The organism is Leisingera aquaemixtae, assembly GCF_019801145.1.
In the GTDB taxonomy this organism is placed as follows: Bacteria; Pseudomonadota; Alphaproteobacteria; order Rhodobacterales; family Rhodobacteraceae; genus Leisingera; species Leisingera aquaemixtae_A.
On sequence record NZ_JAHVJQ010000002.1, the window covers coordinates 474257 to 500173 of the forward strand.

Sequence of the window (25917 nt, forward strand, 5' to 3'; positions counted from 1 at the left end):
CGCACTTCCTCCTTATGCGACCGTTGGCCAGCGCACCTGGCACTACACTTTCCGGGTAATCTGCGGTCTGGTCTTCTTCTTCCTGATCGCACCGATCGTGGTGATTATCCCGCTCAGCTTCAACGCGCAGGACTTCTTCACTTTCACACCGGAAATGCTGCGGCTGGACCCGGAAGGCTACTCGCTGAAGCACTACCGCGATTTCTTCAACAATGACTCCTGGCAGTCTGCGATGTGGAATTCGCTGAAGATCGCGCCGATGGCCACCATCGTCTCGGTCACCTTCGGCACGCTGGCCGCCATCGGGCTCAGCCAGCCGCATGTGCCATTCCGCCGGGCGATCATGGCGATCCTGATCTCGCCGATGATTGTGCCGCTGATCATCTCTGCGGCCGGCATGTACTTCTTCTACAGCCGCATCGGCCTGCAGGGGACCTACATCGGCGTGGTTCTGGCGCATGCCGCACTGGGCATCCCCTTCGTGATCATCACTGTGACGGCGACGCTGGTGGGTTTTGACCGTTCGCTGACCCGCGCCGCGGCCAACATGGGTGCCGATCCGGTCACCACCTTCTTCCGGGTGCAAATGCCGCTGATCCTGCCAGGGGTGATCTCGGGCGGTCTGTTCGCCTTCATCACTTCCTTCGACGAAGTGGTTGTGGTGCTGTTTGTCGGCTCGGCCGGGCAAAAAACGCTGCCCTGGCAGATGTTCATTGGCCTGCGCGAGCAGATTTCGCCGACCATCCTGGCGGTGGCGACGATCCTGGTGGCGATCTCCATCATGCTGCTGGCCACGGTCGAAATGCTGCGCCGCCGCTCTGAGCGCCTGCGCGGGATGTCTCCCGGCTGATCACCGCAAGGATCATTGAACAGAAAAGGCCCCGCATTGCGGGGCCTTCATCTTTTTTACTGCTGCCAGTTGGCGAGCCAAAGGTCTTTGTCCCAGGAGGGGACAGGCCCCCTCCGCCGGTGCTACCGCAGCCGCTGCAACAGCCGCAGCGAGGCATAGCCATCCGGCGTCAGCCCGTTTGCAACCTGATAGGCGCGCACTGCCCCGATGGTCTTGGGCCCGATCTTGCCGTCGATACCGTCGGTATCGAACCCGGCGCTGGTCAGCCGCTGCTGCATCTCTTCGCGCTCTGCCAGGGACAGCGCCCGGTCGCCGCGCGGCCAGCTGCCCTGGATTGGCCCGCCGCCCCTGATCCGGTCCGCCAGATGCCCGACCCCGATCACATAGGCATCCGCAGTGTTGTAGCGTTCCAGCACCGCAAAGTTCCGGAAAATCATGAAGGCCGCGCCCTTGCTGCCCGCAGGCAGCAGGATTGAGGCGGGCCCGTGATCCTTCACCGCACGCCCATCCAGCCCCTTGATGCCGAGCGCCGCCCATTCTGCCGGCGGTTTCTCGATGTCGCGATCAGCCAGGGTGTAATCAAACCCCTTGGGCAGGGTCACTTCCACTCCCCAGGGCTGGCCTTTCACCCAGCCGAACTGCTTTAGGTAGGTTGCAGTAGACGCCAGTGCATCGGCCGGGTTGTCCGACCAGATATCCCGCTTGCCGTCGCCGGTGAAATCCACCGCGTAGTCCAGGTATGATGTCGGAATGAACTGGGTGTGGCCCATTGCCCCGGCCCAGCTGCCGGTCATCTTGCCGGCGGCAACATCACCGGCCTGCAGGATCTTCAGCGCTGCAACCAGTTGACCCTCAAAGAACTCCCCGCGCCGCCCGTCAAAGGCCAAGGTTGCCAGCGAGCGGACCACATCCATCTTGCCGCGGAAGGTGCCATAGCTGCTTTCCAGCCCCCAGATCGCAACCACAATCTCTTTCTCGACACCGTATTTGGCCTCGATCTGATCCAGCCGCACCTGCTGGTTGCGCAGCGCTGCCTTGCCGTTCTTCACCCGCAGTTCCGAGGCGGCGCTGTCGAGGTAATCCCAGATCGCCTTGGTGAACTCCGATTGGTTTCGGTCGCGGCGGATCACTTCGGGATCATAGCGCACCCCGGCAAAGGCGCTGTCCAGCACAGAGGCGCTGATGCCCTGCGCCAAGGCGCGGTCTTTGAATTCCGAGATCCAGCCTTTGAAGTTCAGCTCCGCCGCCGCCAGTTCCACCGCGGCCTCCTGAGGCGCAACAGGCCTGGCGACCGGTCTCAAGGTTGTGGCCGAAGCCAGCTGATAGCTTTCACCTTGCCTCTCCTGCTTCGCGGCCCCGGGCCGCTCGGCAGGCCTCAAGGAGTTGTCCGGCGCGGCCTCTGCCGCCATTGCACTGCCTGCCACCAGCGATACAGCTACCCATTTGCGCATGATGCACCTCGTTATTCACTGCCCAGCTCCAGTTTAGCGGCAGCGCGAACCGGGTAAAGAGGCCACTACTGGCGTGTGCGGGGTGCCGCCTGCCTGTCCTACTGACGATGCTCTTGCCGGTGCTCCTGGCGCATCTGTTCCAAGGCCTCCCGCAGCATTGGCACCCGGTGCGGGCGAAAACTCTGCTCCGTCACCTCCAGCCCGCGCATCCGGTCCAGCCGGAACACCCGCACCGCTTGACGCAGGCAGCACCAGGCGATCAGCACGGTCGAGCGGTCGAAATAAACCACGCTCAGTGGTTTCACCTGCCGCTCGGTCACTGCGCCGTAGCCGTCCGTGTAGCCAAACCGCACCTCGACCTCGTCCCATGCCGCCTGACGCAGATCCTGTGCGGAAATCGCGGGCGGAATCGGGCGTTCGAACCGGTAGGGCGCCAGCACAGCGTGGCGCAGCCGGTGCGCCTGCCTCGGCGGCAGCCGCGCCTGCAGCTTGCGCAGGGCTTCAGAGGCTGCGGTGGCCAGCTCCGGGTCACCGATCAGCTCGACTTCCCGCAGCCCCAGAACCAGCGCCTCCAGTTCGGTGTCGCGAAATCCCATCGGCGGCAGTGCATTGTCCTCGATCAGTGTAAAGCCGTATCCCGCCTCGCCGTCGATCACCGCGCCCATCTCGCGCAGGGTCGCGATATCGCGGTGGATGCTGCGGGCCGACACGCCCAGTTCCTCCCCCAGCCGGGCCGCGGTATGCGGGCCAGGCCCCAGGCGCAGGGCCTGCATCAGTTGAAAGAGGCGATGAGTTCGGGACATGCCTGACTATCCTATGCACTGATGACACTAACTGTCATCAGCAGGGATTAGAAAAAACCTGTAAGCGTAACGAACAGGATTTCAGCAATGCTTTCCCTCCTCACCTTCCCCACCGGTTTCGGTTTGTTCAGCATGAGTCCCTTCTGCATCAAATCCGCCTTGATGCTGGAGCTGTCCGGCCAGCCCTGGCAGCGCAGCGACATGCTGGATCCGACCGAAATGCCGCACCGGAAGCTGCCGGTTCTTGCGACGCCTGACGGACAGATTGCCGACAGCGACGGCATCCGCGACTGGCTGGAAGGGCAGGGGGCCGATTTCGACACAGGGCTGGATGCGGCCTCCCGCGCCTACGCCCGCGCCTGGGTGCGGCTGGCGGAATACCACTTGGGCCTGCACCTGCTGCAAATGCGCTGGAATGATGACACGGTCTGGCCCGAGGTGCGGGATCAGATCTTTCAGCCGGTTCCCGAACCCATGCGCGATGAGATCAGCGCCCCGGTCAGGAAGGAAATCCAGGCCGGGCTGCACTGGCAGGGCCTCGCACGCTTCAGCAAAGCGGAGCGGATGCACCGGCTGGAGCAGGACCTGAAGCCTATCTCCGTGCTTGCCAGTGAACGTCCGTTCCTGATGGGCGGCAGCATCACCTCTGCTGACTTGAGCGTGGCGCCGTTCCTGATCTCCATGCTGCACACCTCTGAGGCTTCGGCAGTCAGCAAACGCTTGCGGGGCGACAAGGTTTTATGCGCCTATCTGAGCCGTGTGTTCGAAACGGTGCCCTTGCCATGAAACCTGCCTTTGCCACCCCGGAGATCGCGGCTGCCTTTGCGGTGTCTGACCCGCTGGCGCGGGAAGGGCTGCTGCGGCTCAGGCAGCTGATATTTGATACCGCCGCCGAAACACCGGAAGCCGGGCGGGTGGAGGAAGTGCTGCGCTGGGGACAGCCGTCTTACGTCACGCCTGAGACCAAGGCGGGTTCCACCATCCGGCTGGGGGTGCCAAAGGGCGCGCGCTTTGCCCTGTTTGTGCATTGCCAAAGCCGGCTGATTCCGGAGTTTGCCGCGGCCTTCCCTGCCTGGGACCGGTTCGAAGGCACCCGCGCGGTCCTGTTCAACCTCCCGGAGGAGGTTGAACCCATCCGCCATGGCTGGCTGATCAAACGGGCGCTGACCTACAAGACCCGCCCGCCGCTGAAAACTCCAGCGTGAGAGAAAACTGGCCTGTCCGCGTGGCAACAGAGGCCTATTTCCGCCGCTTGCGTTCCACCTTGCGCTTCACCTTGGCGGCCTTGTGCTTGGACTTGGCCGCCTTGCGCTTGACGGTCCGGCCCGCCGGGCTGCGGCGGCCGCGCTGGCTGCCGCCAGCGGGCATGGGCGCGTCCTCCAGCGCCAGCAGCTCCAGCTCCAGCCCGCCGGTGACAGGCGCCGCCTGAGTCAGCCGCACCGTCACCCGCTGGCCAATGGCCAGGGTCATGCCGGTGTCCGCCCCCGTCAGGGTTCCGGCCTGGGCGTCGAAATGAAAGAACTCCCGCCCGATGGAGCGCACCGGCACCAGCCCGTCTGCGCCGGTCTCGTCCAGCTTCACAAAGGCGCCGAAGCGGGCGATGCCGCTAATCCGGCCTTCGAATTCATTGCCCACCCGCTCACTGAGGTAGGACGCCAGGTAGCGGTCCGTGGTGTCCCGTTCCGCAATCATCGAGCGCCGCTCGGTTTCAGAAATATGGGTGGCAGTGTCTTCCAGCCGCTCGATCTGGGCGGCATCCAGCCCGTCATCGCCCCAGCCGTGCGAAGAGATAAGCGAGCGGTGCACGATCAGGTCGGCATAGCGGCGGATCGGCGAGGTGAAATGCGCGTAGTTCCTGAGCGCCAGGCCGAAATGCCCAAAGTTTTCCGGGTTGTAATAGGCCTGCTGCATCGAGCGCAGGGTGGAAATGTTGATCAGCTCTGCATCGTCTGTTCCCGCGGCCTGGTTCAGCAGGGCATTCAGATGCCGGGTCTGCAGCACCTGCCCCTTGGCAAGGCTGAGGCCCGCCGCTTGCGCGGTCTCGCGCAGCGCTTCCAGCTTCTCCTGCGCCGGCTCCTCATGCACCCGGAACAACAAGGGCGACCGTTTTTTGATCAGCGTCTCTGCCGCAGAGACATTGGCGAGGATCATGAATTCCTCGATCAGTTTGTGCGCATCCAGCCGGTCGCGGAAGGCAACCGAGGTGACATGGCCGTCGTCATCCAGCACGATTTTGCGCTCAGGCAGGTCCAGATCCAGCGGCTCGCGCGCAGTTCTTGCCCTTGTTAGAGCCTTGTAGGCTGCAAACAGCGGCTTGATCACATCGTCCAGCAGCGGTGCGGTCTTGTCGTTCGGATTGCCGTCCTGCGCCTCCTGCACCTCGGCATAGTTGAGTGAGGCCACAGAGCGCATCAGCCCGCGCACGAACCTGTGCGACAGCTTGTTGCCCTCGGCATCCACCTGCATCCGCACTGCGATACAGGCTCGCGGCACGCCTTCGTGCAAACTGCACAGGTCGCCGGACAGCCGGTCCGGCAGCATCGGCACCACCCGGTCGGGGAAATAGCTGGAATTGCCGCGCTTCTTCGCCTCGCGGTCGAGCGCCGAGCCGGGGCGCACATAGGCAGCGACATCGGCAATCGCCACCCAGATCACATGGCCGCCGGGGTTCTTGGGGTCGTCATCGGCGTGGGCATAGCAGGCGTCGTCATGGTCGCGGGCGTCTGCCGGATCGATAGTGACCAGCGGCAGTTCACGCAGGTCCTCGCGGCCCTTCAGCCCTGCGGGTTTGGCCGCATCGGCTTCTGCCATCACCGGATCGGGGAAATGATCAGGGATGCCGTGCTGATGAATGGCGATCAGCGACACCGCCTTGGGGGCGGTGGGGTCGCCCAGCCGTTCCACGATGCGCGCGCGCGGCAGGCCCATGCGGCCCTTTGGACCGGCCTGCTCGGCCTCAACCAGTTCGCCGTCTCTGGCGCCATTGACTGCGTCTTGCGCCACCATCCATTCACTCGACGCAGCCTTGTCGATCGGCACAATCCGCCCGCCCTCAGACCCTTTGCGGAAGATGCCCAGAACCCGCTTGGGGTTGGTTCCGATGCGGCGGATCAGCCGCGCCTCGTAATTGTGGTCCTGATCCGGGACCATCTGCAGCTTCACCAGGATCTTGTCGCCCTCTCCCAGTGCCGGGTCCGAGGGTTTGGTCAGGATCAGGATGATAGGTTCCACGCCCTCGCCATGCCATTCCAGCGGACGGCCATACAGGTCGCCATCCTCGTTCGGCGCCTTGACCTGCAGCACCGTCACCGGCGGCAGCTGGTCCGGGTCGCGGTAGGTTTTCTTGCGCTTCTGCAAATGCCCTTCCGCCTCCAGCTCCTTCAGGATGCGCTTGAGGTCGATGCGGTCGGCGCCCTTGATGCCAAAGGCCTTGGCAATGTCGCGCTTGGAGGTATGGGTCGGGTTGGCGGAGATCCAATCGAGGATTTCGGCCTTGGAGGGAATACGGCTCATACTTCCCGCGTAGCATGGCGCGGGGGCGGCGTCATGGTGAAAAGCGAAGCGTCAGCGCCGCGGCAGATCCGCGGCGGTGTCGACATCCTGCAGGGTATCGGTCAGCGCAATGCGCCAGCCGGGCAGGGTGTTCAGCGTGTCGGCCAGCGCGTGTTCGGTGGACCAGCGGACATTTTCGAACATGCCTTTTGGCAGGCGGGATGGATGCTTGGCACCCACCAGCCAATAACCGCCGTCCGCTGCTGGACCGAAAACCGCGTCATGACCGCCAAGGGCTGCAAAGGCGCGGGCGATATGGGCCCGGGTGATGCCAGGGATGTCGGCGCCGATCAGGCAGACAGGCCCAGGAGCAGCCCGCAGCATCCGTTTCATTCGCTGACCCAGATCACCGCCCCCTTGCGGCAGGCGGGGTAAATCAGCGGGCCAGACTTTTGAAGCGGCTGCGGTATCCGGTGCCACCGCCAGCACGATCTGCCAGCGCGGGTCGCACAGCCTGCGGATCAGCCGGGCGGACTGATGGCGGAACCACCAGGTGGCGGGGATCACGCCAATGTCCCCCCCCAGCCGGGTCTTGACCCGGCCGGGGCGCGGTTCCTTGACCATGATGATCAGGGAGCGTTTCACGTGAAATCGCGCACCATGTCCCGGTGATCGATACCGGCATCGTCATAGACCGGGCCAAAGGCAGTGAAGCCAAGCTTCTCATAGAACCCGAGCGCATGGATCTGCGCGCCAAGCTTGGCCTTTGTTATCCCGGGACGTGCTCGGGCGGCATCCACTGCGGCCTCAATCAATTTGGCGCCAAGCCCGGTGCCGCGGGCGGAGCACAGCACACAGACCCGGCCGATCTTGGCGGTACCGCCCTTGAACACAATCCGCGCCGTCCCCACCGGAACACCGTCCTGCAGCGCCAGAAGATGGGTGGCAGTGGCGTCCAACTCGTCCTGCTCCTCCTCCACCGGCACACCTTGCTCCTCCACGAAAACTTGGTGGCGCAAGGCAAAGCATGTCTTGAGATCCTCGGTGACCGAAATGCTCAGGTTCATGCGAAATAGTCCTGCAGGATTCGGGTATAGATGGCTTTCAGCTGGTGGATCTGGGCGACCTCGACCCGCTCATCCACCTGGTGCATGGTTTTGCCAACCAGACCGAATTCCACCACCGGGCAGTGGTTTTTCACAAACCGCGCGTCGGAAGTGCCGCCGGTGGTCGACAGTTCCGGAACCTTTCCGGTCTCCGCCTCAACTGCTTTTGAGACCAGGTCCGACAGCGCGCCCGGCGGGGTGATGAAGCTCTCGCCGGAGATTTTCACCTTCATCCCGATTTCGACGCCGAATTCCGCTGCCACCTTGTCCGCCTCACCCTGCAGCCACTCCGTCAGGCCGGCGCCGGAATGGGCGTCGTTGAAGCGGATGTTGACGGCAGCGGTGGCCTGCGCCGGGATCACGTTGGTGGCGGTGTTGCCGGTGTCGATGGTGACAACGGCCAGAGTGGACGCATCGAAATGTTCAGTCCCCTGGTCCAGTTCATGGCTGGCCAGCCGGTCCATCAGCCGCGCCATTGCGTTCAGCGGATTGTTGGCACGGTGCGGGTAGGCCGAATGCCCCTGCACACCGGTCACCGTGAACCAGGCCGTCATCGAGCCGCGGCGGCCGATCTTGATCATCTCGCCCATCTCATTGGGGCAGGTGGGCTCGCCCACCAGGCAGACGGACATCTGCTCGCCCGCATCTGCCATGTAGTCCAGCAGAGCGGTGGTTCCGTCCACTGCATCGCCTTCCTCATCGCCGGTGATGGTCAGGATGATGGCGCCATCCGGCGGGGTGTCCTGCACGAGGTCCACGGCAGCCGCGGCAAAGGCGGCAACACCCGACTTCATGTCGGTGGCACCGCGGCCGTACATGAACCCGTCCTTCTCCTCGGCGCCAAAGGGAGGCATGGTCCAGGCGGCCTCGTCCCCCAGCGGCACCACATCGGTGTGGCCGTTGAAGCCAAAAGTCTTGGCGTGGCCCTTGGCGCCCCAGCGGGCAAACAGGTTGCTGACCTCGCCGCGGTCGGTGCGGGTGCACTCAAAGCCCGCACCACTCAGAAGCTCCTCCAGCAGCACCAGCGCACCGCCTTCTTCGGGCGTGACCGACGGGCAGCGGATCAGGTCAGCAGTCAGGCGGGCGGGATCGGTTTGCGGCATCGGTGGGCTCCTCGGGTTCCGGTTGGCACAGGCCTAGCGCGGATCGGCACGCGGCGCAATTCACAGCGGAGACAGCGAAATGGGCGCAAAGGCCGTTGGCCTAAGGGAGGCAAGCCGAGGCTGCCCCCAACCGCAAACTGTTGCTGCCGCCAGACCTCTGCGCAGCGGATTGCCTGACACAGTTCCGGTGGCAATTCTGCCGCCGCGGCCAAAGCGCTTGCGTGAAAATGGTGATCCGCCTAAGGACGTTGAAACCCTTTCAGAGGCCAATCCGAGCGTTTCCGTGCTGTATCTCCGTCTGATCACCGCCGCCCTGTTCATGCTCTGGGGGCAACTGCTCTCTGCGCAGGTTCTGACGGTCAACACTGTCACCCGGCCGCCGTTTTCCATGGTGGAAGAGGGGCGCGACACCGGCTTTTCGCTGGAGCTGTTCGGGATTTTGGCGGAACGGCTGGGCTGGGATTACCGCATCAACCGCACCGGCAGCTTTGCAGAGATGCTGGACGGTGTGCGCACCGGCGAGGCCGACCTGGCTGCCGCCAATATTTCGATCACAGCCTCCCGCGAAATCCTGATGGATTTCAGCCACCCGGTTTTCGAAAGCGGTCTGCAGATCATGGTTCAGGCCGATGACGTCCGCCAGCCGTCGCTGTTGCGGGCGCTGATGTCCTGGGATCTGGCCGCTGCTATCGGCATCGCCTTTCTTCTGCTGTTCGGCGGCGGCATGGTGATGTGGGCCTTTGAACGCCGCGCCCAACCCTATTTCGACCGCCCCTTGAATGAGGCTTGGTTCCCGTCGTTCTGGTGGGCGCTGAACCTAGTGGTGAATGGCGGCTTCGAGGAACGGGTGCCGCGGACACCGGTCGGCCGCATGTTCGGTGTGGTGCTGGTGGTCTCGTCGCTGTTCATCGTCTCGGTCTTCGTCGCCAAGATCACTGCAGTGATGACCGTCGAGGCAATCAGTGGCTCGGTGAATTCGGTGAACGATCTTTATGGCAGATCCGTCGGCACCATCAGCGGTTCGACGGCAGCCGGCTTCCTGGACCGGCGCGAGATCGACTACGCCGCCTTTTCCGGGCTGGAGGACATGCTGGCTGCCTTTGAGACGGGAGAGATCAAGGCAGTTGTCTTTGATGCGCCGGTGCTGAACTACTACGAGAAGCAGGGCGGGCACAAATTCGGGCAGACCATTGGCCAGCCGTTCCTGCGCGAAAACTACGGGCTGGTTTTTCCGGCCGGCTCGCCGCTGGTGGAAGAGGTCAACCAGGCGCTGCTGGCGATGCAGGAGGACGGCAGCTATGACGCCCTCTACCGCAAATGGTTCGGCAGCCAGGACTGAGGTCTGCGGTCAGTGGAACACTGGCTCTTCGCCGTCGAAGAACGGGGTCATCTGCGCGACGATCACCGCGTTTTCCTCCAGCGCCCGCTGCATCAGGTCACGCTCCTCTTCGCCGATCTCATGGCCTTCGGCCTCGCGTTCTTCCAGCGTGCCGTAGCCGGTCACGTCCAGCGGCGCGGTGTCGGCCTGCTTGAGGATCGCCACGGTTTCCCGCACCGCCTCAGCTTCATCAATGCCCGATGCATAGATCATCAGCGCCGCGCCTGTGGCGCCGTCGGGCAGGCCGTCTCCGTCCTTGCGGCCGATCTGGACAAGCAGGGTATAAACTTGCTGGCGGGAGGGTTTCTTCTTTTCCATGCCGCCGCCATAGCGCCGGGGTAGGGGGATGGTCAATCAAATTGCGGTGCCGCTGCAGGCCCGATGAGCGGGAAACGGAAAGCTTGCGGTTCCTGGCATCCGGGATTTATGCCTGGGTTGAAAGATCGGCTGCAAGGATCCTGCAATGCGCTTCTCCGCCATGACTGCCCATCCCGTGCCATGGAAGAACGGCGGCGGTGTGACCCGGGAACTGGCCACGCACGCTGAAGACGGAAGGATGGTCTGGCGCCTGAGCCTGGCGGACATCACCCGTGATGGCCCGTTTTCCGCATTCCCCGGCCTCGCCCGTATCCATTGCATCGTCGAAGGGGCCGGGCACACCCTGTCGAATGAAACCACGCGGCTGGAGGCCCGGCCGCTGGAACCGCTGCGCTTCGATGGCGGGTCGCCGCTGGACTGCCGGTTGCGCGATGGGCCCTGCAAGGCCTTCAACGTGATATATGACCCGGCGCGGGTGACGGCGGGATCCGAAATCCTTGTGGACGGCCCTGTTCCGGCTGTTGAAGGACGGCAAGTGCTTTTTGTGGTCTCCGGCAGCTTGGAAGGCGTGGACGCAGACCGCCTTGGTCCCGGGGAGGGGATCGTGACCGGGACCGCCGCCGGCGCTGTGGTCACCGGCGGCGGCACTGTTGTCCAAGTGCGGATTCTGCCTGTTTAGAGACTGTTCAACAGTTCTTTAATGGCCGTCTTGTAGCCGGCAACCACGCTGTCCCGCGCGATATGGCGGCCTTGATTCACCACATGGCGGCCGGCGCTCCAGACGTCTGTGACCGTGTCATCGCCTGCAGCAAAGCAGAGGCCGTCGAGCAGTTGCTCCGGCTTCAGCGCGCAGAGAGCGGGCACGCCGCTGTCAATCGCAACCAGATCTGCAAGCGCGCCCTCTTCGATCCGCCCGGCGTCGCGACCCAAGGCCTGCGCCCCGCCTTGCGCCGCGCCCAGGTACAGGGTTTCGCCAACCGAGCCCTCACCCGGCACCAGCACGTTGCGGGCAAAGTCCCGAAGACGCTGGGAATATTCCAGCGTGCGCAGCTCTTCGGGCAGAGAAATCCGCACGTTAGAGTCTGATCCCACCCCAAACGCACCCTTCTCCGCCAAGTATTCCACACCGTTGAACGGGCCGTCGCCCAGGTTGGCTTCGGTGATCGGGCACAAGCCCGCCACGGCGCCGGACCGCGCCATGCCTGCGGTTTCAGAGCTGGTCATGTGGGTCGCATGGATCAGGCACCACTTGCCGTCGACCGCCGCGTTGTCCAGCAGCCATTCGACCGGCCGCGCACCCAGCCAAGCGCTGATGTCGGCAACTTCCTTGGGCTGCTCCGAGATGTGGATATGCACCGGCAGACCGTTCTGGATCTGCAGCACCTCTGCCAGATCCTCGGGGCAGGTGGCACGCAGCGAATGCGGGGCGATGCCAACGCAGGCGTCGGACGGCAGCTCGCGGGCGGCAATTTCACGGGCGCGGCTGACAAGCTCGGTGAATTCAGCCACCGAATTGCCGAACCGCTGCTGGCCGCCGCTCAGCTCCTGCTTGCCGGCACCGCCGTAGGTGTAAAGCACCGGCAAGTGGGTCAGGCCGATGCCGGTCTGGCCGGCGGCCGCAAACACCCGCTCGCTTAGCTCTGTCACCGACGTAAAATGCGCACCGCCCGGCTGGTGGTGGACATAGTGGAATTCGCCCACAGAGGCATATCCTGCCTCCAGCATCTCCATGAACACCAGCGCGGCAATCGCCTCGTATTGCTCGGGCGTGATGCGGTCCATGAAGCGGTACATCAGTTCGCGCCAGGTCCAGAAGCTGTCCTTGCCTGCGGCCCGGTACTCCGTCATCCCCGCCATCGCGCGCTGGAAACTGTGGGAGTGCAAATTGCCCAGCGATGGCAGCAGCACATCCGCCCGGGTATCCCCTGCCTGCGGTTCGGCACCGGTTTCCAAGGAAGAAATCCGGCCCTCAGAAATCGTCAGCCGGAGGTTCTCTGCCCATCCCTGGGGCAGGCGGGCGCGCTGGGCGAATATGGTCTGCATCTGACCCTCTTATGTGTAGATGTAATGGTATTAGCAGCAGGCTTAATGCGCGGCAAGGTTTTCGTGCAGGAGGGGGCGCCGTCCCGGGGCCTAACGGCCTCTCCGCGGGTATTTTTACCAGAAACAAGCAGGCGCTTCAGAAAAAGAAAAACGCGCCCGGAATGGGGCGCGTTTCTGGTCTTAGACTGCGGGGCGCGGATCAGTCGCGCAGCAGCTCGTTGATGCCGGTCTTGGAGCGGGTCTTCTCGTCGACACGCTTCACGATCACCGCGCAGTAAAGGCTGATGTTGTTCTTCGACGGCATCGAACCCGCCACCACAACCGAGTAGGGCGGCACTTCGCCGTACATCACTTCGCCGGTCTCGCGGTCGACGATCTTGGTCGACTTGCCGATGAACACGCCCATGCCCAGAACCGAGCCTTCGCGCACGATGCAGCCCTCGACCACCTCGGAACGGGCGCCGATGAAGCAGTTGTCCTCGATGATGGTGGGGCCGGCCTGCATCGGCTCCAGCACGCCGCCGATGCCGACGCCGCCCGACAGGTGCACGTTCTTGCCGATCTGCGCGCAGGAGCCGACGGTGGCCCAGGTGTCGACCATGGTGCCTTCGTCGACATACGCGCCGAGGTTCACGAAGGAGGGCATCAGCACTGCGCCCGGTGCGATATAGGCGGATTTGCGGACAACGCAGTTCGGCACTGCGCGGAAGCCTGCGGATTTCCAGTCAGCTTCGCCCCAGCCGTTGAATTTGCTGTCGACCTTGTCCCACCAGCCGCCGGCCTGCGGGCCGCCTTCGTGGATTTCCATGTCTTTGATGCGGAAGCCCAGCAGCACCGCCTTCTTGGCCCACTGGTTCACATGCCAGTCGCCGTTCTCCAGCTTCTCGGCCACCCGCAGCTTGCCCGAATCGAGCGCATTCAGGGTGTCTTCGATGGCTTCACGCTGTTCGCCGGTGGTGGCGGGGGTGATGGTGTCGCGCGCCTCCCAGGCGGCTTCGATCGCTGCTTCCAGCTGGGCGTTGGACATGGATGTTCCTCCGGCGTCGGTTTGAGTCGCAGCTTCATAGCGGCAAACTGCCTGCAGGTCATGTCCGGATTGCGTCCAAATTGCCGCTCCTGACGGCGTTTTGCCGGGTTCCTGCCGGTCAGCGCACCCGGCGCAAGTGGCGGCGCAGGATCTCGCAGGCGCCGGCGGCATCGCGCCGGGCCATCGCCTGGACGATGGCGGCATGGTCTGCGTCCACCCGGCGGCTCCATTGATGCTGCCAGTTGGCAAACAGATGCCGGGCGGCGGCGATGTGCAGATCGTCGATCGAGGCCAGCAGCCTGGGCATTGCGCAGGGGGCCAGGATCACTTTGTGGAAGGCACGGTTGAGCCGCTCCCAGCCGGCCATGTCCTCTGCCGCGTCACAGGCCAGGCGGGCGGCCTCCGCGGCGTCGATGTCCTCAGCTGTCAGGCGGCCAAAGGCGTGGGTGAGCGCCAGAACCTCCAGCGCCACCCGCATCTCGATCACCTCGCGGATCTCCGCCGGGTTCAGCGCGCTGACACGGGTGCCGCGGCGGGGTTCGGAAACAGCAAGCCCGTGCGCCTCCAGCCGCAACAGCGCCTCGCGCACGGGCACGTGGCTGGCTTCGAACTCCCGCGCGATATGGTCCTGGCGCAGCTTTTCCCCGGCAGGCAGGCTGCCGGTGATGATGCGTTCGCTCAGGGCGTGGTAGATCGTATCAGCGATGGTTGCAGACATATTATGGCGATACCTGTGCGGATTCCGGCCCGCAAGGATTATACCAGCGGGTCCGGGGCAATGTTGCCCCCGCAGATCAGTACCGCCACACGTTCACCCGGCGCCGGCCTGTAGGTGCCGGACATCAGCGCTGCCAGTGCCGTGGCGCCAGCGGGCTCGGCCAGGATCCGGCGTTCGCGCCACAGGGCAGTCTGCGCCTGGGTGATTGCGCTGTCCGGAACGGTGAGGGAGGTGACGCCCTGCGCAACGGCCAGTTCAAAGCAGATATTGCCAATCCGCTTGGCGCCAAGCGCGTTGGCGGCCACGCCGGAGACTTCCACATCCACCGGCTGTTGCGCCGCCAGAGCGGCATTCAGCGCGCAGGAGTTCTGCGGTTCCACAGCGACGATCTTCTTTGCCCCCTGGAACCAAGCCAGCGCGCCGGCAATCAGCCCGCCGCCGCCCACCGCGATCAGCAGGGTATCCGCCTGCAGCCCCTGGGACTGCCACTCGGCAAAGCAGGTGCCTTGTCCCGCGACGGTGGCGGGCGCGTCATAGGCGTGGACCTGCATCGCTCCAGTCTCCCGCTCATAGGCCTGCGCCTGCTCCAGCGCGTTGGCATATGCGCCGGGCACAACCTGCAGATCGGCGCCGGTGCGTTCGATCAGCGATATCTTGGCGGGGCCTGCCATCTCCGGCACATAGATCCGGGCCCGGTGGCCCAGCTGATGCGCGGCATGGGCCGCTGCGGCGCCGTGATTGCCGCCCGAGGCAGCGACCAGCCCGGCCGCGGGCACTTCCTGGCTCAGCAGCGTGTTGAAGGCGCCGCGGGCCTTGAAGCTGCCGGTGTGCTGCATGTGCTCCAGCTTCAGCTCCAGCGGATAGTCCAGCCCGAAACCGCGGGTCTGCATCACCGGGGTCTCTTGCACATGCGGGCGGATGCGCTCTGCCGCTGCCTTGATTTCTTTCTGCCAATCCATGCGCTGCCCTCCTGCCTGCTGCGCCGGAACCTTATCGGTGCCGGGCCCGGGCGCAAGCGGAACGGCGCGTTCTCCTGCATTCTTGATTGGCGCTAACAGCCAAGGGCGGTTACAAAGGAGGTCCTGTTATTTTTTACCTGGATTATCCATGACCGAAGACCGCCACAGCCGTTTCAGCGATGCCCATACCGACCGGAACCGGGCAGAGCATGTTCCCGCCACGCCGCAGACCCGGTCGCCTGCCTACCGCCTGGCCTTTGCCGACCAGGATTTCATGTACCGCGAGGAGCTGCGCCCGGTGCGGCTGCAGCTGGAGCTTTTGAAACCTGAGCTCATGCTGAACGAGCGCGGCATCGAAAGCACCATCGTGATGTTCGGCGGCGCCCGCATTCCGGACCCGGAGCACAAGGACAAGGCGCGTACCCAGACGCTGGCGGACCTGTCGCATTTTTATGATGAGGCACGCGAATTCGCCCGGCTGATGACGGAGAAATCCAAGCAGAGCGGCGGCCGTCAGAATGTCGTGGTAACCGGCGGCGGCCCTGGCGTGATGGAGGCGGGCAACCGCGGCGCACAGGATGCGGGCGGCCATTCCATCGGCCTGTCGATCGTGCTGCCGCATGAACAGGCGCCCAATGGCTTCGTGACCCCGGATCTCAGCTTCAACTTCCACTACTTCGCGATCCGCAAGATGCATTTCCTGATGCGGGCGCGGGCGATCACGGTCTTCCCGGGCGGTTTCGGCACGATGGATGAGCTGTTCGAAAGCCTGACCTTGATCCAGACCGGGCGGATGGAGCGGGTGCCGTTCCTGCTGTTCGGCAAGGAATTCTGGGACAGGATTATCAACTGGGAGGCGCTGGCCGATGCCGGCACCATCTCGGATCAGGATCTGGACCTGTTCCGGGTGGTCGATACCGCGCAGGAAGCGGTGAAGATCATTGAAAACTGGGAGCCTGCGCCGCCGCGCGACAGCCTGCCGGGCCGCGAGCGCTGAGCGCAGCGTGAACTGCTGCTGCCGGGATCAGGCGAATTCCGGCGGCAGTCTGCCCACTTCATCTCCGGTGGTCAGCCGGGTGAGGATCTGGGTGCCTTCCACGGTTTTCACTGCATAACCGTAGCCGCGCAGGCGGAATTGCCACTCCCGCGGGCTCAGCGCTTTTTGCCGTTCGCTGCGGATCAGGTCCAGTACGCTGGGGTCGATCGGGGCGGTCTTTCGTTCCATCGGAGCCATCTGCGTTTCCTTCTGAAAATTTGATTGTCCGTAATCTGGAAACTGTTTGCCGCAAGCGGCGGAAATGGAACCGGATTGGGGAAAGAATGCGGCGGCGGCTCAAGCGTCAGGCACTGTGCCCGCCTTGCAACAGGCGTGGAGGCTGCTGAACCGCCGGCGGCCGTGCCGGGCGGACCGGCCGGAATCCGCGCCCAGGCGCGTCCCTAACACGCAGATATCCGCCATTTACAACAAACCTTAACGTGTTTGCGCCGGTTGCGCCTGAAAAGCGGCCAAACTTGGCCGTATTTGCAAACAATACCTTACCGGCGGTGGAGCAGTGGAGAGCAAGGATGTCCGAAGTCTCAGACTACACGTCACTTCTGGCCTATACGTCGAATGGCAATTACCGCTGGAACAGTCAGGTTAGCCTCGGCACTCAAACGGTTGTGACCTATAGCTTCGTCAGCAGCGGTGAACTGGATGACGCGTCCAGTGATCCTTATGGCGCAACCGGCTACTGGTCCTTCAACGAGACGCAGCGCGACTATTTCCGCCTGGCGCTGGCCGAATTCGAGGAGGCCGCCGGGCTGATCTTTGTCGAAACCGATGGCCCGGCGATGATCAATGTGTTCGGCTACGATGGCGGCAGCGCCGCAGGCTGGGCTCATTATGCCTGGTCCAGCGCCTACTCTACCGGGCAGGGGCAGCTGGCAATCCAGGGCAGCAGCATGGCGCCGGGTTCATACGGCTATGAAACGATCCTGCACGAAATCGGCCATGCTGTGGGGCTGGAGCATCCCCATGATGGCGAAAACACGCTGGCAGGGCATCTCGACGACCAGGCCCATTCGGTCATGACCTACAACTACGGCGGCTACAATGCCACCGAACTTGGCATGTTCGATCTGCAGGCGCTGCAGCACCTTTACGGCGGCACCGGCGGCACAGAGGGCTGGACTGCAAGTCTCAATCAGGCCGGCCGTGTTGTGATCGAGGCCAGCGAACGTTCCGAGACGGTGCTTGCGACCGGTCAGGATACGGTGATCCGGGCAATGGCCGGCAGCGACACGGTGCTGGGCCGCGAAGCGGATGACAGGCTGTTCGGCGGCGGCGGTGCGGACACTGTCAGCGGCGGCCAGGGCGCCGACCGGATTTGGGGCGGCAAGGGCCATGACGTGCTTCATGGCGGTTCGGACAGCGGGGATTATTCAGGCGGAAGCAATGACAGCGACATCCTGCGCGGTAATGGCGGCAATGACACGCTGTTCGGCGGCCGCGGCGATGACACTTTGAACGGCGGCGCCGGCCGCGACAGAATTGTGGGTGGCGACGGCTCTGATGTTCTGACCGGCGGCGCCCGCGCCGACGTGTTTGTCTTTGTCTATGCGGATTACTGGGAAGACGAGACCATCACCGATTTCGGCAGTGGCAACGACAGGATCGAGTTTTCGGCAACAGTGGTCAGCGGCTTCGGCGATCTGACCATCACAGAGCAGGGCGGCAACACGCTGATCAGTTACTACGGCAACCACGACATTGAGCTCACCGGTTACACCGGCGGGCTGACCGCGGACGACTTCATTTTCAGTTAAGGCAGCCGGGGACCCCGCCGCAGCGGGGCCGGAGCCGGGGTTACTTCATCCCGGCTTCGGCCTCAATCTGTTTGCGGCTCTTGCGGGCGCGCTCAGTGGCCGATTTCAGCTGGCCGCAGGCGGCCATGATGTCATCGCCGCGGGTCTTGCGGATCGGCGAGGCGTAACCTGCCTGATAGATGATATTGGCAAAGGCCCGGATGCGGTTGTTGGAGGACCGCTTGTACGGGCTGCCCGGCCATTCGTTGAACGGGATCAGGTTGATCTTGGCCGGGATGTTGTAGCGCTTGATATGGTCGATCAGACGGTGCGCGTCCTCGTCCGAGTCATTCACCCCGTCCAGCATCACGTATTCAAAGGTGATCCGCTCAGAGTTGGAGGCCTTGGGGTAATCCGCCAGCGCCTGCAGCAGCTCGTCAATGTTCCAGCGCTTGTTGATCGGCACCAGCACGTCGCGGGTCTCGTTGGTGGTGGCGTGGAAGGAGATTGCCAGCAGGCAGCCGATTTCCTCGGCTGTGCGGGCAATTTCCGGCACCACGCCGGAGGTCGACAGCGTGATCCGGCGGCGGCTGAGGGAAATGCCCTCCGGGTCCATCGCAATCTTCATCGCGTCGCGCACGTTGTCGAAGTTGTAAAGCGGCTCGCCCATGCCCATCAGCACGATGTTCGACAGCAGGCGCGTCTCTTCCTTGGGCGCACCCGGCACCGGCCACTCCTCCAGATCGTCGCGCGCCATCATCACCTGGCCGACGATCTCGGCCGGGGTCAGGTTACGCACCAGCTTCTGGGTGCCGGTATGGCAGAAGGAGCAGGTCAGGGTGCAGCCCACCTGGGAGGAGATGCACAGGGTGCCGCGGTCATCCTCGGGGATATAGACCACCTCGACCTCATGGCCGCCGTTGATCCGCACCAGGTATTTGCGGGTGCCGTCGGTCGACACCTGCTTGCTCACCACCTCGGGGATGCGGATCTCAAACGTCTCCGCCAGCTGCGCGCGGTAGGCCTTGGCCAGGTTGGTCATGTCGGCAAAGTCGCGCTTGCCCCATTGGTAGATCCACTGCCAGATCTGGCCGACCCGCATCTTGGCCTGCTTCTCCGGGGTGCCGTGTTCGATCAGAACTTCGCGCATCCGCTCGCGGGTCAGGCCGACAAGATTGATCTTGCCGCCCTCGGGCTCCTTGCGGGGCAGGGTCATTACGTCCTGGGTGATCGGCGCGCTGGCGGTCATGGCAAAAGCCTCGGATGATGGTGGGCGGATGCGGCTCTATATAGGATTTCGAACGGAGATCAAAAGGAATCCGCCAAAACACATTTCAGGCAGCGGGGCGGACAAGGTTCATTTGCTCAGCCGCACCAGTTCCTCAACCCTTGCCCGGCCCAGCTTGGTCCAGCACGCGCGGGTGGCAATGCCGGCTTCTTCAGGCACTGGATGCGCCGTTCCGATGTAACTGCAGTGTGCTGCCCGGAAAGCTTCCCAAGTGTTCTGGCTCTGCATCAGCGCCGCCTCCGACGCCGTTCCGCCGCTGGTATTGTCCCGCTCTGCAGCCGTGATCATTGCCGCTTCCAATGCATTGAAGAGCGCCGCTTCGACACCTTCCTCATCCTCGGCCACGCAGGAGCCGACTTCCTCCTGGCTGCCCTGGCCGCATTCCAGTGCCGGATTGGCCCAGGCGGGCAGTGCAAGCAGAAGAACTGCAAGGCAAGGGATCGGGGGAAAGACAGAGTTCAGCATGGGCAGCACCTCCTGCCCTCATGCTACGCGCCCCGCGGCCTTCAAACAAGAAAACCCCGGCGCGGGCCGGGGTTTGCCAGATTTCCGCGCATGCAGAGGGTTACTTGCTGCAGCGCTTTTCCGCGTCTTCGACCGCCGCGGTGAACCCCAGCAGCGAGAAGGTGTCCTTGGTCTGGGTGCCCCGCGCCGAACGCGCGGTCAACACCGCATCGGCGCCGCGCTTCATGGCGGTGACGATCTTGGCATCATCCGCGGGGGTTGCCGGCCAGGCCCATTCGCCCTCGGTGAACAGCTCGAACTCGGACTCGCCGATTGCCATGTTCACGGTCGACCCCGGCGCAAACGGGTAGCCGCCGGTGAAGCTCACTTCGCCCTTGGGCGCATCGCCGCTGCGGAAGGTGACAAACAGCTGGATCTCGCTGCGGCGCACCGCCACGACGCGGCCGTCGCGGGTGTTCACGGTCTCCTTCGGTGCGGAAACCCCCCAGCATTCATTCGGATCGTTGCCCTCGAAGACGCTCCAGTCCACCTTGGCTGCAACCCGGTTGTTCGACGTTTCCTGCGCAGTTGCGGTGGTTGCCAATGCTGCCAGACACAGGCCCGCAGCCACGCGGGCGAGTTTCAATGCCATTTGTCCCGACTCCAAGACTGTTCTCTTATACCTCAAAACCAAGCAAAGGGCCCGCAGCGTTCATCCGCTGTCTGGTCCCGATCCCCTCGCTTGCGCTACACAAGCACACTAACGTAACTAGCACCACGGGCGAAAGTGCGTTTTGGCAGGATTTCGCCCAGAAATCCGCATGCAAACATGAGGGGAGACATCATGCCGAATCCAGTGCCCATGGCCGAAGTCTGGCGCGGCCCGCTGCTGGAAAGCCTGCACCTGGGCCATGCCGTCATCTGCGATGACAGTGGCCAGGTGGTGCGCAGCTGGGGCGACCCGGATGCAGTGATCTATCCGCGCAGTTCCGCCAAGATGATCCAGGCGCTGCCGCTGATCACCTCCGGTGCGGCCGCGCGCTATGGGCTGACCTCTGAACAGCTGGCGCTGGCCTGCGCCTCCCACAACGGCGCGCACATTCATACGGACCGTGTTAACTCCTGGCTGGATCAGCTGGGCATGGATGATGACGATTTCCGCTGCGGCCCGCAGCTGCCGGACGACATTCCGGCCCGCAACGAGCTGATCAAGACCGACAGCAGCCCCTGCCAGGTGCACAACAACTGCTCCGGCAAACACGCGGGCTTCCTGACCCTGAACCAGTACCTGGGCGGCGGTTCGGAATACATCGAGATGGACCACCCGGTGCAGCAGGCCTGCTTGGCGGCGTTTGAGGAAACCACCGGCCAGGACAGCCCCGGCTATGGCATCGACGGCTGCTCGGCGCCGAACTTTGCCACCACCGTCACCGGGCTGGCGCGTTCGATGGCCTGGTTTGCCAGCGCCGCGGACCGCTCCGACCGCGCGTCCGACGCGGCGCAGCAGCTGGTTGCCGCTATGACCGCGCATCCCGAGCTGGTGGCCGGCGAAACCCGCTGCTGCACCAACCTGATGCGCGCCATGGACGGCAAGGTGGCAATCAAGACCGGGGCCGAGGCGGTGTTCATCGCCATCCTGCCGGAACAGAAACTGGGCGTTGCGCTGAAGATTGCCGATGGCACCACCCGTGCCAGCGAATGCGCGATTGCGGCGCTGATGGTCAGCCTCGGCGTGCTGGACGCGGACCACCCGGAGACCCGCAAGTACATGAACAAGATGCTCTACAGCCGCCGCGGGCTGGAATGCGGGTCAATCCGCCCCGCCGCCGAACTGCTGTTCTGAAAACGAATGCCCCGGGCTCAAACCCGGGGCATTTGCGTTACATCTCCATCTCGATGATCTCTGCGACTTCGACCGAGCCGCTGCCATCCGCCACCATCGGGCAGCCCTTGGCCATTTCGCAAGCCGCGTCCTGATCGGCGGCTTCCACCACCGAATAGCCCGACAGCGGATTGGCACCGCCATTGTCCGCCACCCCGCCGGCGCTGACGGTCTTGGACAGGCCGACCGGCGCGCCCGGCACCTTCAGGGCATCCCCCATCGCCCCCATCCAGTCCTTCCAGGCCTGCATGACCTTGGCGCCCTCTTCCTCGCTCTCCGGAGTTTTGCCGCCGTGATAAGCAAAAATGAACTGTGGCATTGGTCTTCTCCCTTGGTTGCGGTGAAACCCTGTTCAGGAACTCTTGGCCAGCTCCGCTTCCAGCTTGCGCAGGGTGGAGGTCCAGCCTTCCTCGTGGCGCGCGGCAATGCCGTCGTCACCCAGATCGCGGTGATCAACCACCAGCATGGCGCCATCCCCGGCGGCCGCGATGGTTAAGGTCACATGGCTTTCGGCGCCGCGGCTGCCGTCCTCCTCATGCCAGGCCCAGGTGAAACCGACGGATTTCGGCACATCCACATGGGTCACCTGGCCGGAAACATGGAACCGCTGGCCGTCGCTGTTCTGCATGACCGAATACCAGGGGCCGGTGCGGCTCAGGTCGAGGTCATGCTCCGGAATGGAAACTCCTTCCGGCCCCCACCATTTCAGCAGCTTGTCCGGCGTGGTCACCCAGCCGAACAGTTTCTCCGGGCTGACCGGAAAGGTCCGTCTCAGCTGCAGGTCGCTCATGCATCATCCTCCATCAGGGCCGCTTCCAGCCGGTCCAGGCTGCGTTCCCAGAAGGCACGGCGCGATTGTGTCCACTCAGCAATCATCCGCAACCCTTCGGGGCGGGCGGAATACAGCCGCCGGGTGCCTTCCGCCCGCTGCGAGATCAGCCCCGCCTCGCGCAGGACTTTCAAATGGCGTGATATGGCGGGGGCCGAAATACCGGCGCCTGGCGCCAGATCGCCTGCAGGCAATTCGCCTTGGGAAATCAGCTGGTCCACAATTGAAAGGCGGGTCTCGTCCGACAGGGCGGCAAAGGACTTCAGAATCGGTGTCATGCCCATTTTTAGCATGATTGTTAATTAATAAAAAGGTTAACTACTGGTGAGGCTGCAACCAGCCGTCACACCATGTCCCACAGCAGCTTGGCAGCCAGCGATACGGACGTCACCACCAGCAGCGGCTTGATCACCCTGGCGCCCTGTTTCTTTGCCAGCCCCGCGCCCGCCCGTGCCCCGGCGATCTGGGCACAGCCCATCAGCAGGCCGGTGATCCACCAGGGGGTCGCAAAGAAGGAAAACGCAACCAGCCCGCCCGCGTTGGAGGCGAAATTCAGCAGCTTGGTATGCGCCGTGGCCTTGAGAATGCCGTAGCCCGCCAGCGACACAAAGGCGAGCATGTAAAAACTGCCAGCCCCCGGGCCCAGCAGCCCGTCATAGGCGCCGCACAAGGGGATCATGGTGGCGGTGAACAGGGCAGGGGACAGGCGCCGGTGCCGGTCCAGATCGCCCAGCCCCTTCTTCAGGGCAAAGAAGACCGCAATGGCGATCAGCAGCACCGGCAGGATCATCCTGATCCATTCGGTGGGCAGGTAGGCGACCAGAAACGCGCCCGCAACTGCCGCCGCAAAGGCAATCAGCGCAGGCCCGACCTGGGCCTTCAGGTCAACATGCCCGGCGCGGGCATATGTGGCCGCCGCAGTTGCCGCGCCGAACAAACCTTGTATCTTGTTGGTCGACAGCGCAGTGACCGGATTGGCCCCGGCCAGCAGCAGAACCGGCACGGTGATCAGCCCGCCGCCGCCGGCAATCGCGTCGATGAACCCGGCGGCAAACCCCGCTGCCAGCAACAGCAGCAGGGTTTCAATACCCACTTCCAGCATGCGGTCGATCAGCCCTTGAAGTCGTCCTGGGCATAACCCTGAATGTACAGCAGCGCCGTCAGATCGCCGTGGTTGATGCGGATATCGCATTCCGCTGCGACAGAGGGCTTGGCGTGCAGCGCCACCCCCGCGCCCGCGCGCTTCAGCATGCCCAGGTCATTGGCGCCGTCACCCACCGCGATCACATCTGCCTCCGCAATCCCCAGCCGGGCAGTGATCTGCTCCAGCGCCTCCACCTTGGCCTCGCGGCCCAGGATCGGGCGCGCGGCCTCGCCGGTCAGCTGGCCGTCCTCCGCCAGCAGCGTATTGGCGCGATTCTCGTCAAAGCCCAGCTCTGCCGCGACCCGTGCGGTGAACGCCGTGAACCCGCCGGAAACCAGCGCCGCATAGGCGCCATCGGCCTTCATCGTTGCCAGCAATTGCTTGCCGCCAGGCATCAGCGTGATGCGCTCCTCCAGCACCTTGCCAATTACCGATTCCGGCAGCCCCTTCAGCAGCCCGACCCGCTCAGTCAGCGCGCCTTCGAAATCCAGCTCGCCGTTCATCGCCCGTGCGGTGATGTCCTTCACGCGCGCGCCGACGCCCGCCTCCTCGGCCAGCTCGTCGATGCATTCCTGCTGGATCATGGTGGAATCCATGTCGGCCAGCAGCATCTTCTTTTTCCGCTCGGCGCTGGGCTGGATCACCAGGTCGGCGCCCATTTTCTGAATATCCGCCCAGGCGTCCCAGCGATTGTCCGGCATCCGCTCCAGCGGAAACTCAGCCGCCACTCCCGGCGCCAGCCAGGCTGCCTCGCCGCCGCCCCAGGCATTGCGCAGCGATTCGATCAGCGCGGGTTCCAGCACCGGTCGGGCAGGGTTGCAAAGCAGGGTGGCGGTGTACATCGGCGGGCTCCGTTCCGGCGCTATCTGCCCCTGTCATAACGCCGCCGCGGCGGAACAGCCAGACGGCAAAAAACTGCTGAAACCAGGGGGCATCATAAGGAACAGCCAATTGCGCCATTTCAGCGCGGCTGTTTCCGATGGTGGAAATTCATGTCGCAAAAAACAGATGAACAGCCGCATTATTTCAAAATATCTGTTGCGTGCCGCGCTGCAGCACACTAGCTCTGATGGCGGGACACCCCTCCCCAACGAGGGGCGCTTATCTGGAAGGGTAGCATTTATGGCTATTGAACAACCTGCCGCGCGGCCGGCCAATCCGCGCTTTTCGTCCGGCCCCTGTGCCAAACCCCCCGTCTTCGATCTGAGCAAACTTGCAGGCGCGCCGCTGGGCCGCTCGCACCGCGCTGCGGTGGGCAAGGAGAAGCTGAAGGCGGCGATCGAAGGCACCCGCGAAATCCTGAACATCCCCGCCGGTTACAAGATCGGCATCGTGCCCGCCTCCGACACCGGAGCGGTGGAAATGGCGATGTGGAACCTCTTGGGCGCCCGCGGCGTCGAGATGCTGGCCTGGGAAAGCTTCGGCTCCGGCTGGGTGACCGACGCGGTGAAGCAGCTGAAGCTGGACGCCACCGTCAAGACCGCCGACTACGGCCAGATTGTGGACCTCTCGACCGTCGATTTCACCAACGATGTCGTTTTCACCTGGAACGGCACCACCTCCGGCGTGCGCGTCCCAAATGGCGACTGGATTCCGGCGGACCGCGACGGGCTGACCATCTGCGACGCCACCTCGGCCGCCTTTGCCCAGTACCTGCCCTGGGACAAGCTGGATGTGACCACCTTCTCCTGGCAGAAGGTGCTGGGCGGTGAAGCCGCGCACGGCATGATCATCCTCAGCCCCCGCGCAGTGGAGCGGCTGGAAAGCTACACCCCGGCCTGGCCGCTGCCCAAGATCTTCCGCCTGACCAAGGGCGGCAAGCTGATCGACGGCATTTTCCAGGGCGCCACCATCAACACGCCTTCGATGCTGGCGGTCGAGGACTACCTGCTGGCGCTGGACTGGGCCCGCTCCGTCGGCGGCATGGAAGGCCTGCGCGAACGCGCCTATGCCAACCTGGCCGCGGTGCAAAGCTTTGTGCAGGACAATCCCTGGATCGCCTTCCTGGCCGAGCAGCCGGAATACCGCTCGAACACCTCGGTCTGCCTCAAGTTCACGGACGAGCGCATCAAGGACGGCGCCGCCTTTGCCAAGGCCGTGGCCAAGCGCCTGGAAGCCGAAGGCGTGGCGTATGACATCGGCGCCTACCGCGACGCGCCTCCGGGCCTGCGCATCTGGTGCGGCGGCACGGTTGAGGCCGCCGATGTGGCCGCGCTGATGCCCTGGATCAAATGGGCCTTTGAGGCCGAGATCGCCGCCCAGACCGAAGCGGCCTGATAGTTGTACTGCCCGGCG

General features: G+C 64.0%; 28 protein-coding genes and 1 pseudogene. 9 read left to right on the forward strand and 20 right to left on the reverse strand.

Annotated elements, in window-relative coordinates:
* Window positions 1–4: 4 nt before the first annotated feature.
* Window positions 5–850 (forward strand): annotated as a pseudogene (locus tag KUW17_RS06855) (ABC transporter permease); the annotation flags it as partial.
* 122 nt (window positions 851–972) lie between these two features.
* Here the strand turns inward: KUW17_RS06855 and KUW17_RS06860 are convergent.
* Together KUW17_RS06860 and KUW17_RS06865 are read right to left on the reverse strand one after the other, a co-directional pair.
* On the reverse strand, window positions 973–2301 hold the full coding sequence (locus tag KUW17_RS06860; RefSeq protein ID WP_222477111.1) for a lytic murein transglycosylase: 1329 nt from the start codon (window positions 2299–2301) through the stop codon (window positions 973–975).
* Window positions 2302–2399: 98 nt separating this feature from the next.
* Window positions 2400–3104, reverse strand: coding sequence for a helix-turn-helix transcriptional regulator (locus KUW17_RS06865; RefSeq protein ID WP_222477113.1), 705 nt, complete (start codon window positions 3102–3104; stop codon window positions 2400–2402).
* 87 nt (window positions 3105–3191) lie between these two features.
* Between KUW17_RS06865 and KUW17_RS06870 the strand changes: the two genes are divergently transcribed.
* Window positions 3192–3890, forward strand: coding sequence for a glutathione S-transferase family protein (locus KUW17_RS06870; RefSeq protein WP_222477115.1), 699 nt, complete (start codon window positions 3192–3194; stop codon window positions 3888–3890).
* Window positions 3887–4309 carry a DUF1801 domain-containing protein gene (locus tag KUW17_RS06875; protein WP_222477117.1) on the forward strand — a complete coding sequence of 141 codons (423 nt, stop codon included), beginning with the start codon at window positions 3887–3889 and terminating at the stop codon, window positions 4307–4309. Before KUW17_RS06870 ends, KUW17_RS06875 begins: the two co-directional genes overlap by 4 nt.
* Before the next feature lie 34 nt (window positions 4310–4343).
* Here the strand turns inward: KUW17_RS06875 and rnr are convergent, their stop codons facing one another.
* From rnr to dapE, 4 genes are read right to left on the reverse strand one after another with little or no spacing between them, the layout of a single operon-like run.
* Window positions 4344–6617: a ribonuclease R gene (gene rnr, locus KUW17_RS06880; protein WP_222477118.1), complete on the reverse strand. Its 2274-nt coding sequence runs from the start codon at window positions 6615–6617 to the stop codon at window positions 4344–4346.
* A 51-nt stretch (window positions 6618–6668) separates the two neighbouring features.
* The gene (locus KUW17_RS06885; protein ID WP_222477120.1) at window positions 6669–7241 is read right to left on the reverse strand and encodes a TIGR04282 family arsenosugar biosynthesis glycosyltransferase; all 573 of its coding nucleotides are present in this window, start codon (window positions 7239–7241) and stop codon (window positions 6669–6671) included.
* The gene (locus tag KUW17_RS06890; protein ID WP_222477122.1) at window positions 7238–7663 is read right to left on the reverse strand and encodes a GNAT family N-acetyltransferase; all 426 of its coding nucleotides are present in this window, start codon (window positions 7661–7663) and stop codon (window positions 7238–7240) included. The genes KUW17_RS06885 and KUW17_RS06890 overlap by 4 nt, the downstream gene beginning before the upstream one ends.
* Complete coding sequence (gene dapE, locus KUW17_RS06895) at window positions 7660–8805, reverse strand: succinyl-diaminopimelate desuccinylase (protein WP_222477136.1); 1146 nt, start codon at window positions 8803–8805, stop codon at window positions 7660–7662. The genes KUW17_RS06890 and dapE overlap by 4 nt, the downstream gene beginning before the upstream one ends.
* A 319-nt stretch (window positions 8806–9124) precedes the next feature.
* Between dapE and KUW17_RS06900 the strand changes: the two genes are divergently transcribed.
* Complete coding sequence (locus tag KUW17_RS06900) at window positions 9125–10144, forward strand: transporter substrate-binding domain-containing protein (protein ID WP_222477591.1); 1020 nt, start codon at window positions 9125–9127, stop codon at window positions 10142–10144.
* Window positions 10145–10153: 9 nt separating this feature from the next.
* On the opposite strand, the gene KUW17_RS06905 is transcribed toward KUW17_RS06900, so the two are convergent.
* Window positions 10154–10501, reverse strand: coding sequence for a hypothetical protein (locus KUW17_RS06905; protein ID WP_222477138.1), 348 nt, complete (start codon window positions 10499–10501; stop codon window positions 10154–10156).
* Between the two features lie 160 nt (window positions 10502–10661).
* Here KUW17_RS06905 and KUW17_RS06910 point away from each other — a divergent pair, with 160 nt between their 5' ends.
* Window positions 10662–11180 (forward strand): HutD family protein, encoded by a 519-nt coding sequence (locus KUW17_RS06910; protein WP_261397040.1) that lies wholly within the window; start codon window positions 10662–10664, stop codon window positions 11178–11180.
* Here the strand turns inward: KUW17_RS06910 and KUW17_RS06915 are convergent.
* The 4 genes from KUW17_RS06915 to KUW17_RS06930 form a co-directional block, all read right to left on the reverse strand.
* Complete coding sequence (locus tag KUW17_RS06915; protein WP_222477142.1) at window positions 11177–12544, reverse strand: formimidoylglutamate deiminase; 1368 nt, start codon at window positions 12542–12544, stop codon at window positions 11177–11179. The two genes, KUW17_RS06910 and KUW17_RS06915, sit on opposite strands and share 4 nt — an antisense overlap.
* A gap of 199 nt (window positions 12545–12743) precedes the next feature.
* Window positions 12744–13571 (reverse strand): 2,3,4,5-tetrahydropyridine-2,6-dicarboxylate N-succinyltransferase, encoded by an 828-nt coding sequence (dapD, locus tag KUW17_RS06920; protein ID WP_222477144.1) that lies wholly within the window; start codon window positions 13569–13571, stop codon window positions 12744–12746.
* A gap of 118 nt (window positions 13572–13689) precedes the next feature.
* Window positions 13690–14289 (reverse strand): GntR family transcriptional regulator, encoded by a 600-nt coding sequence (locus KUW17_RS06925; RefSeq protein ID WP_222477146.1) that lies wholly within the window; start codon window positions 14287–14289, stop codon window positions 13690–13692.
* A 38-nt stretch (window positions 14290–14327) separates the two neighbouring features.
* On the reverse strand, window positions 14328–15248 hold the full coding sequence (locus KUW17_RS06930) for a threonine/serine dehydratase (RefSeq protein ID WP_222477148.1): 921 nt from the start codon (window positions 15246–15248) through the stop codon (window positions 14328–14330).
* Window positions 15249–15396: 148 nt separating this feature from the next.
* Here KUW17_RS06930 and KUW17_RS06935 point away from each other — a divergent pair, with 148 nt between their 5' ends.
* Window positions 15397–16245 (forward strand): TIGR00730 family Rossman fold protein, encoded by an 849-nt coding sequence (locus tag KUW17_RS06935; RefSeq protein ID WP_222477150.1) that lies wholly within the window; start codon window positions 15397–15399, stop codon window positions 16243–16245.
* A gap of 27 nt (window positions 16246–16272) precedes the next feature.
* On the opposite strand, the gene KUW17_RS06940 is transcribed toward KUW17_RS06935, so the two are convergent.
* On the reverse strand, window positions 16273–16473 hold the full coding sequence (locus KUW17_RS06940; RefSeq protein WP_409996769.1) for a hypothetical protein: 201 nt from the start codon (window positions 16471–16473) through the stop codon (window positions 16273–16275).
* Window positions 16474–16814: 341 nt separating this feature from the next.
* On the opposite strand from KUW17_RS06940, the gene KUW17_RS06945 reads away from it, so the two are divergent.
* Window positions 16815–18056 carry a type I secretion protein gene (locus KUW17_RS06945; RefSeq protein WP_222477154.1) on the forward strand — a complete coding sequence of 414 codons (1242 nt, stop codon included), beginning with the start codon at window positions 16815–16817 and terminating at the stop codon, window positions 18054–18056.
* A 40-nt stretch (window positions 18057–18096) separates the two neighbouring features.
* Here the strand turns inward: KUW17_RS06945 and rlmN are convergent, their stop codons facing one another.
* The 3 genes from rlmN to KUW17_RS06960 all read right to left on the reverse strand — a co-directional run bounded on the left by rlmN (window position 18097) and on the right by KUW17_RS06960 (window position 20419).
* Window positions 18097–19284: a 23S rRNA (adenine(2503)-C(2))-methyltransferase RlmN gene (gene rlmN / locus KUW17_RS06950; RefSeq protein WP_222477163.1), complete on the reverse strand. Its 1188-nt coding sequence runs from the start codon at window positions 19282–19284 to the stop codon at window positions 18097–18099.
* A 108-nt stretch (window positions 19285–19392) separates the two neighbouring features.
* Window positions 19393–19788, reverse strand: a complete 396-nt coding sequence (locus KUW17_RS06955; protein ID WP_222477167.1) for a lysozyme inhibitor LprI family protein — start codon at window positions 19786–19788, stop codon at window positions 19393–19395.
* A 100-nt stretch (window positions 19789–19888) separates the two neighbouring features.
* Entirely contained in the window at window positions 19889–20419 is a 531-nt protein-coding gene (locus KUW17_RS06960) for an invasion associated locus B family protein (protein WP_222477169.1), read from the reverse strand.
* Window positions 20420–20611: 192 nt separating this feature from the next.
* Here KUW17_RS06960 and KUW17_RS06965 point away from each other — a divergent pair, with 192 nt between their 5' ends.
* Window positions 20612–21610, forward strand: a complete 999-nt coding sequence (locus KUW17_RS06965; protein ID WP_222477177.1) for an asparaginase — start codon at window positions 20612–20614, stop codon at window positions 21608–21610.
* Between the two features lie 37 nt (window positions 21611–21647).
* Here KUW17_RS06965 and KUW17_RS06970 read toward each other — a convergent pair whose 3' ends face one another.
* The 5 genes from KUW17_RS06970 to serB form a co-directional block, all read right to left on the reverse strand.
* Window positions 21648–21968, reverse strand: coding sequence for a YciI family protein (locus KUW17_RS06970; RefSeq protein ID WP_222477179.1), 321 nt, complete (start codon window positions 21966–21968; stop codon window positions 21648–21650).
* Between the two features lie 33 nt (window positions 21969–22001).
* Entirely contained in the window at window positions 22002–22439 is a 438-nt protein-coding gene (locus KUW17_RS06975; RefSeq protein WP_222477186.1) for an SRPBCC family protein, read from the reverse strand.
* Window positions 22436–22756: an ArsR/SmtB family transcription factor gene (locus tag KUW17_RS06980; protein WP_222477194.1), complete on the reverse strand. Its 321-nt coding sequence runs from the start codon at window positions 22754–22756 to the stop codon at window positions 22436–22438. Before KUW17_RS06980 ends, KUW17_RS06975 begins: the two co-directional genes overlap by 4 nt.
* 65 nt (window positions 22757–22821) lie before the next feature.
* Complete coding sequence (locus tag KUW17_RS06985) at window positions 22822–23580, reverse strand: TSUP family transporter (protein ID WP_222477218.1); 759 nt, start codon at window positions 23578–23580, stop codon at window positions 22822–22824.
* 8 nt (window positions 23581–23588) lie between these two features.
* Window positions 23589–24464, reverse strand: a complete 876-nt coding sequence (serB, locus tag KUW17_RS06990) for a phosphoserine phosphatase SerB (protein ID WP_222477225.1) — start codon at window positions 24462–24464, stop codon at window positions 23589–23591.
* A gap of 280 nt (window positions 24465–24744) precedes the next feature.
* On the opposite strand from serB, the gene KUW17_RS06995 reads away from it, so the two are divergent.
* Window positions 24745–25899, forward strand: coding sequence for a phosphoserine transaminase (locus KUW17_RS06995; protein WP_222477228.1), 1155 nt, complete (start codon window positions 24745–24747; stop codon window positions 25897–25899).
* Window positions 25900–25917 lie beyond the last annotated feature (18 nt).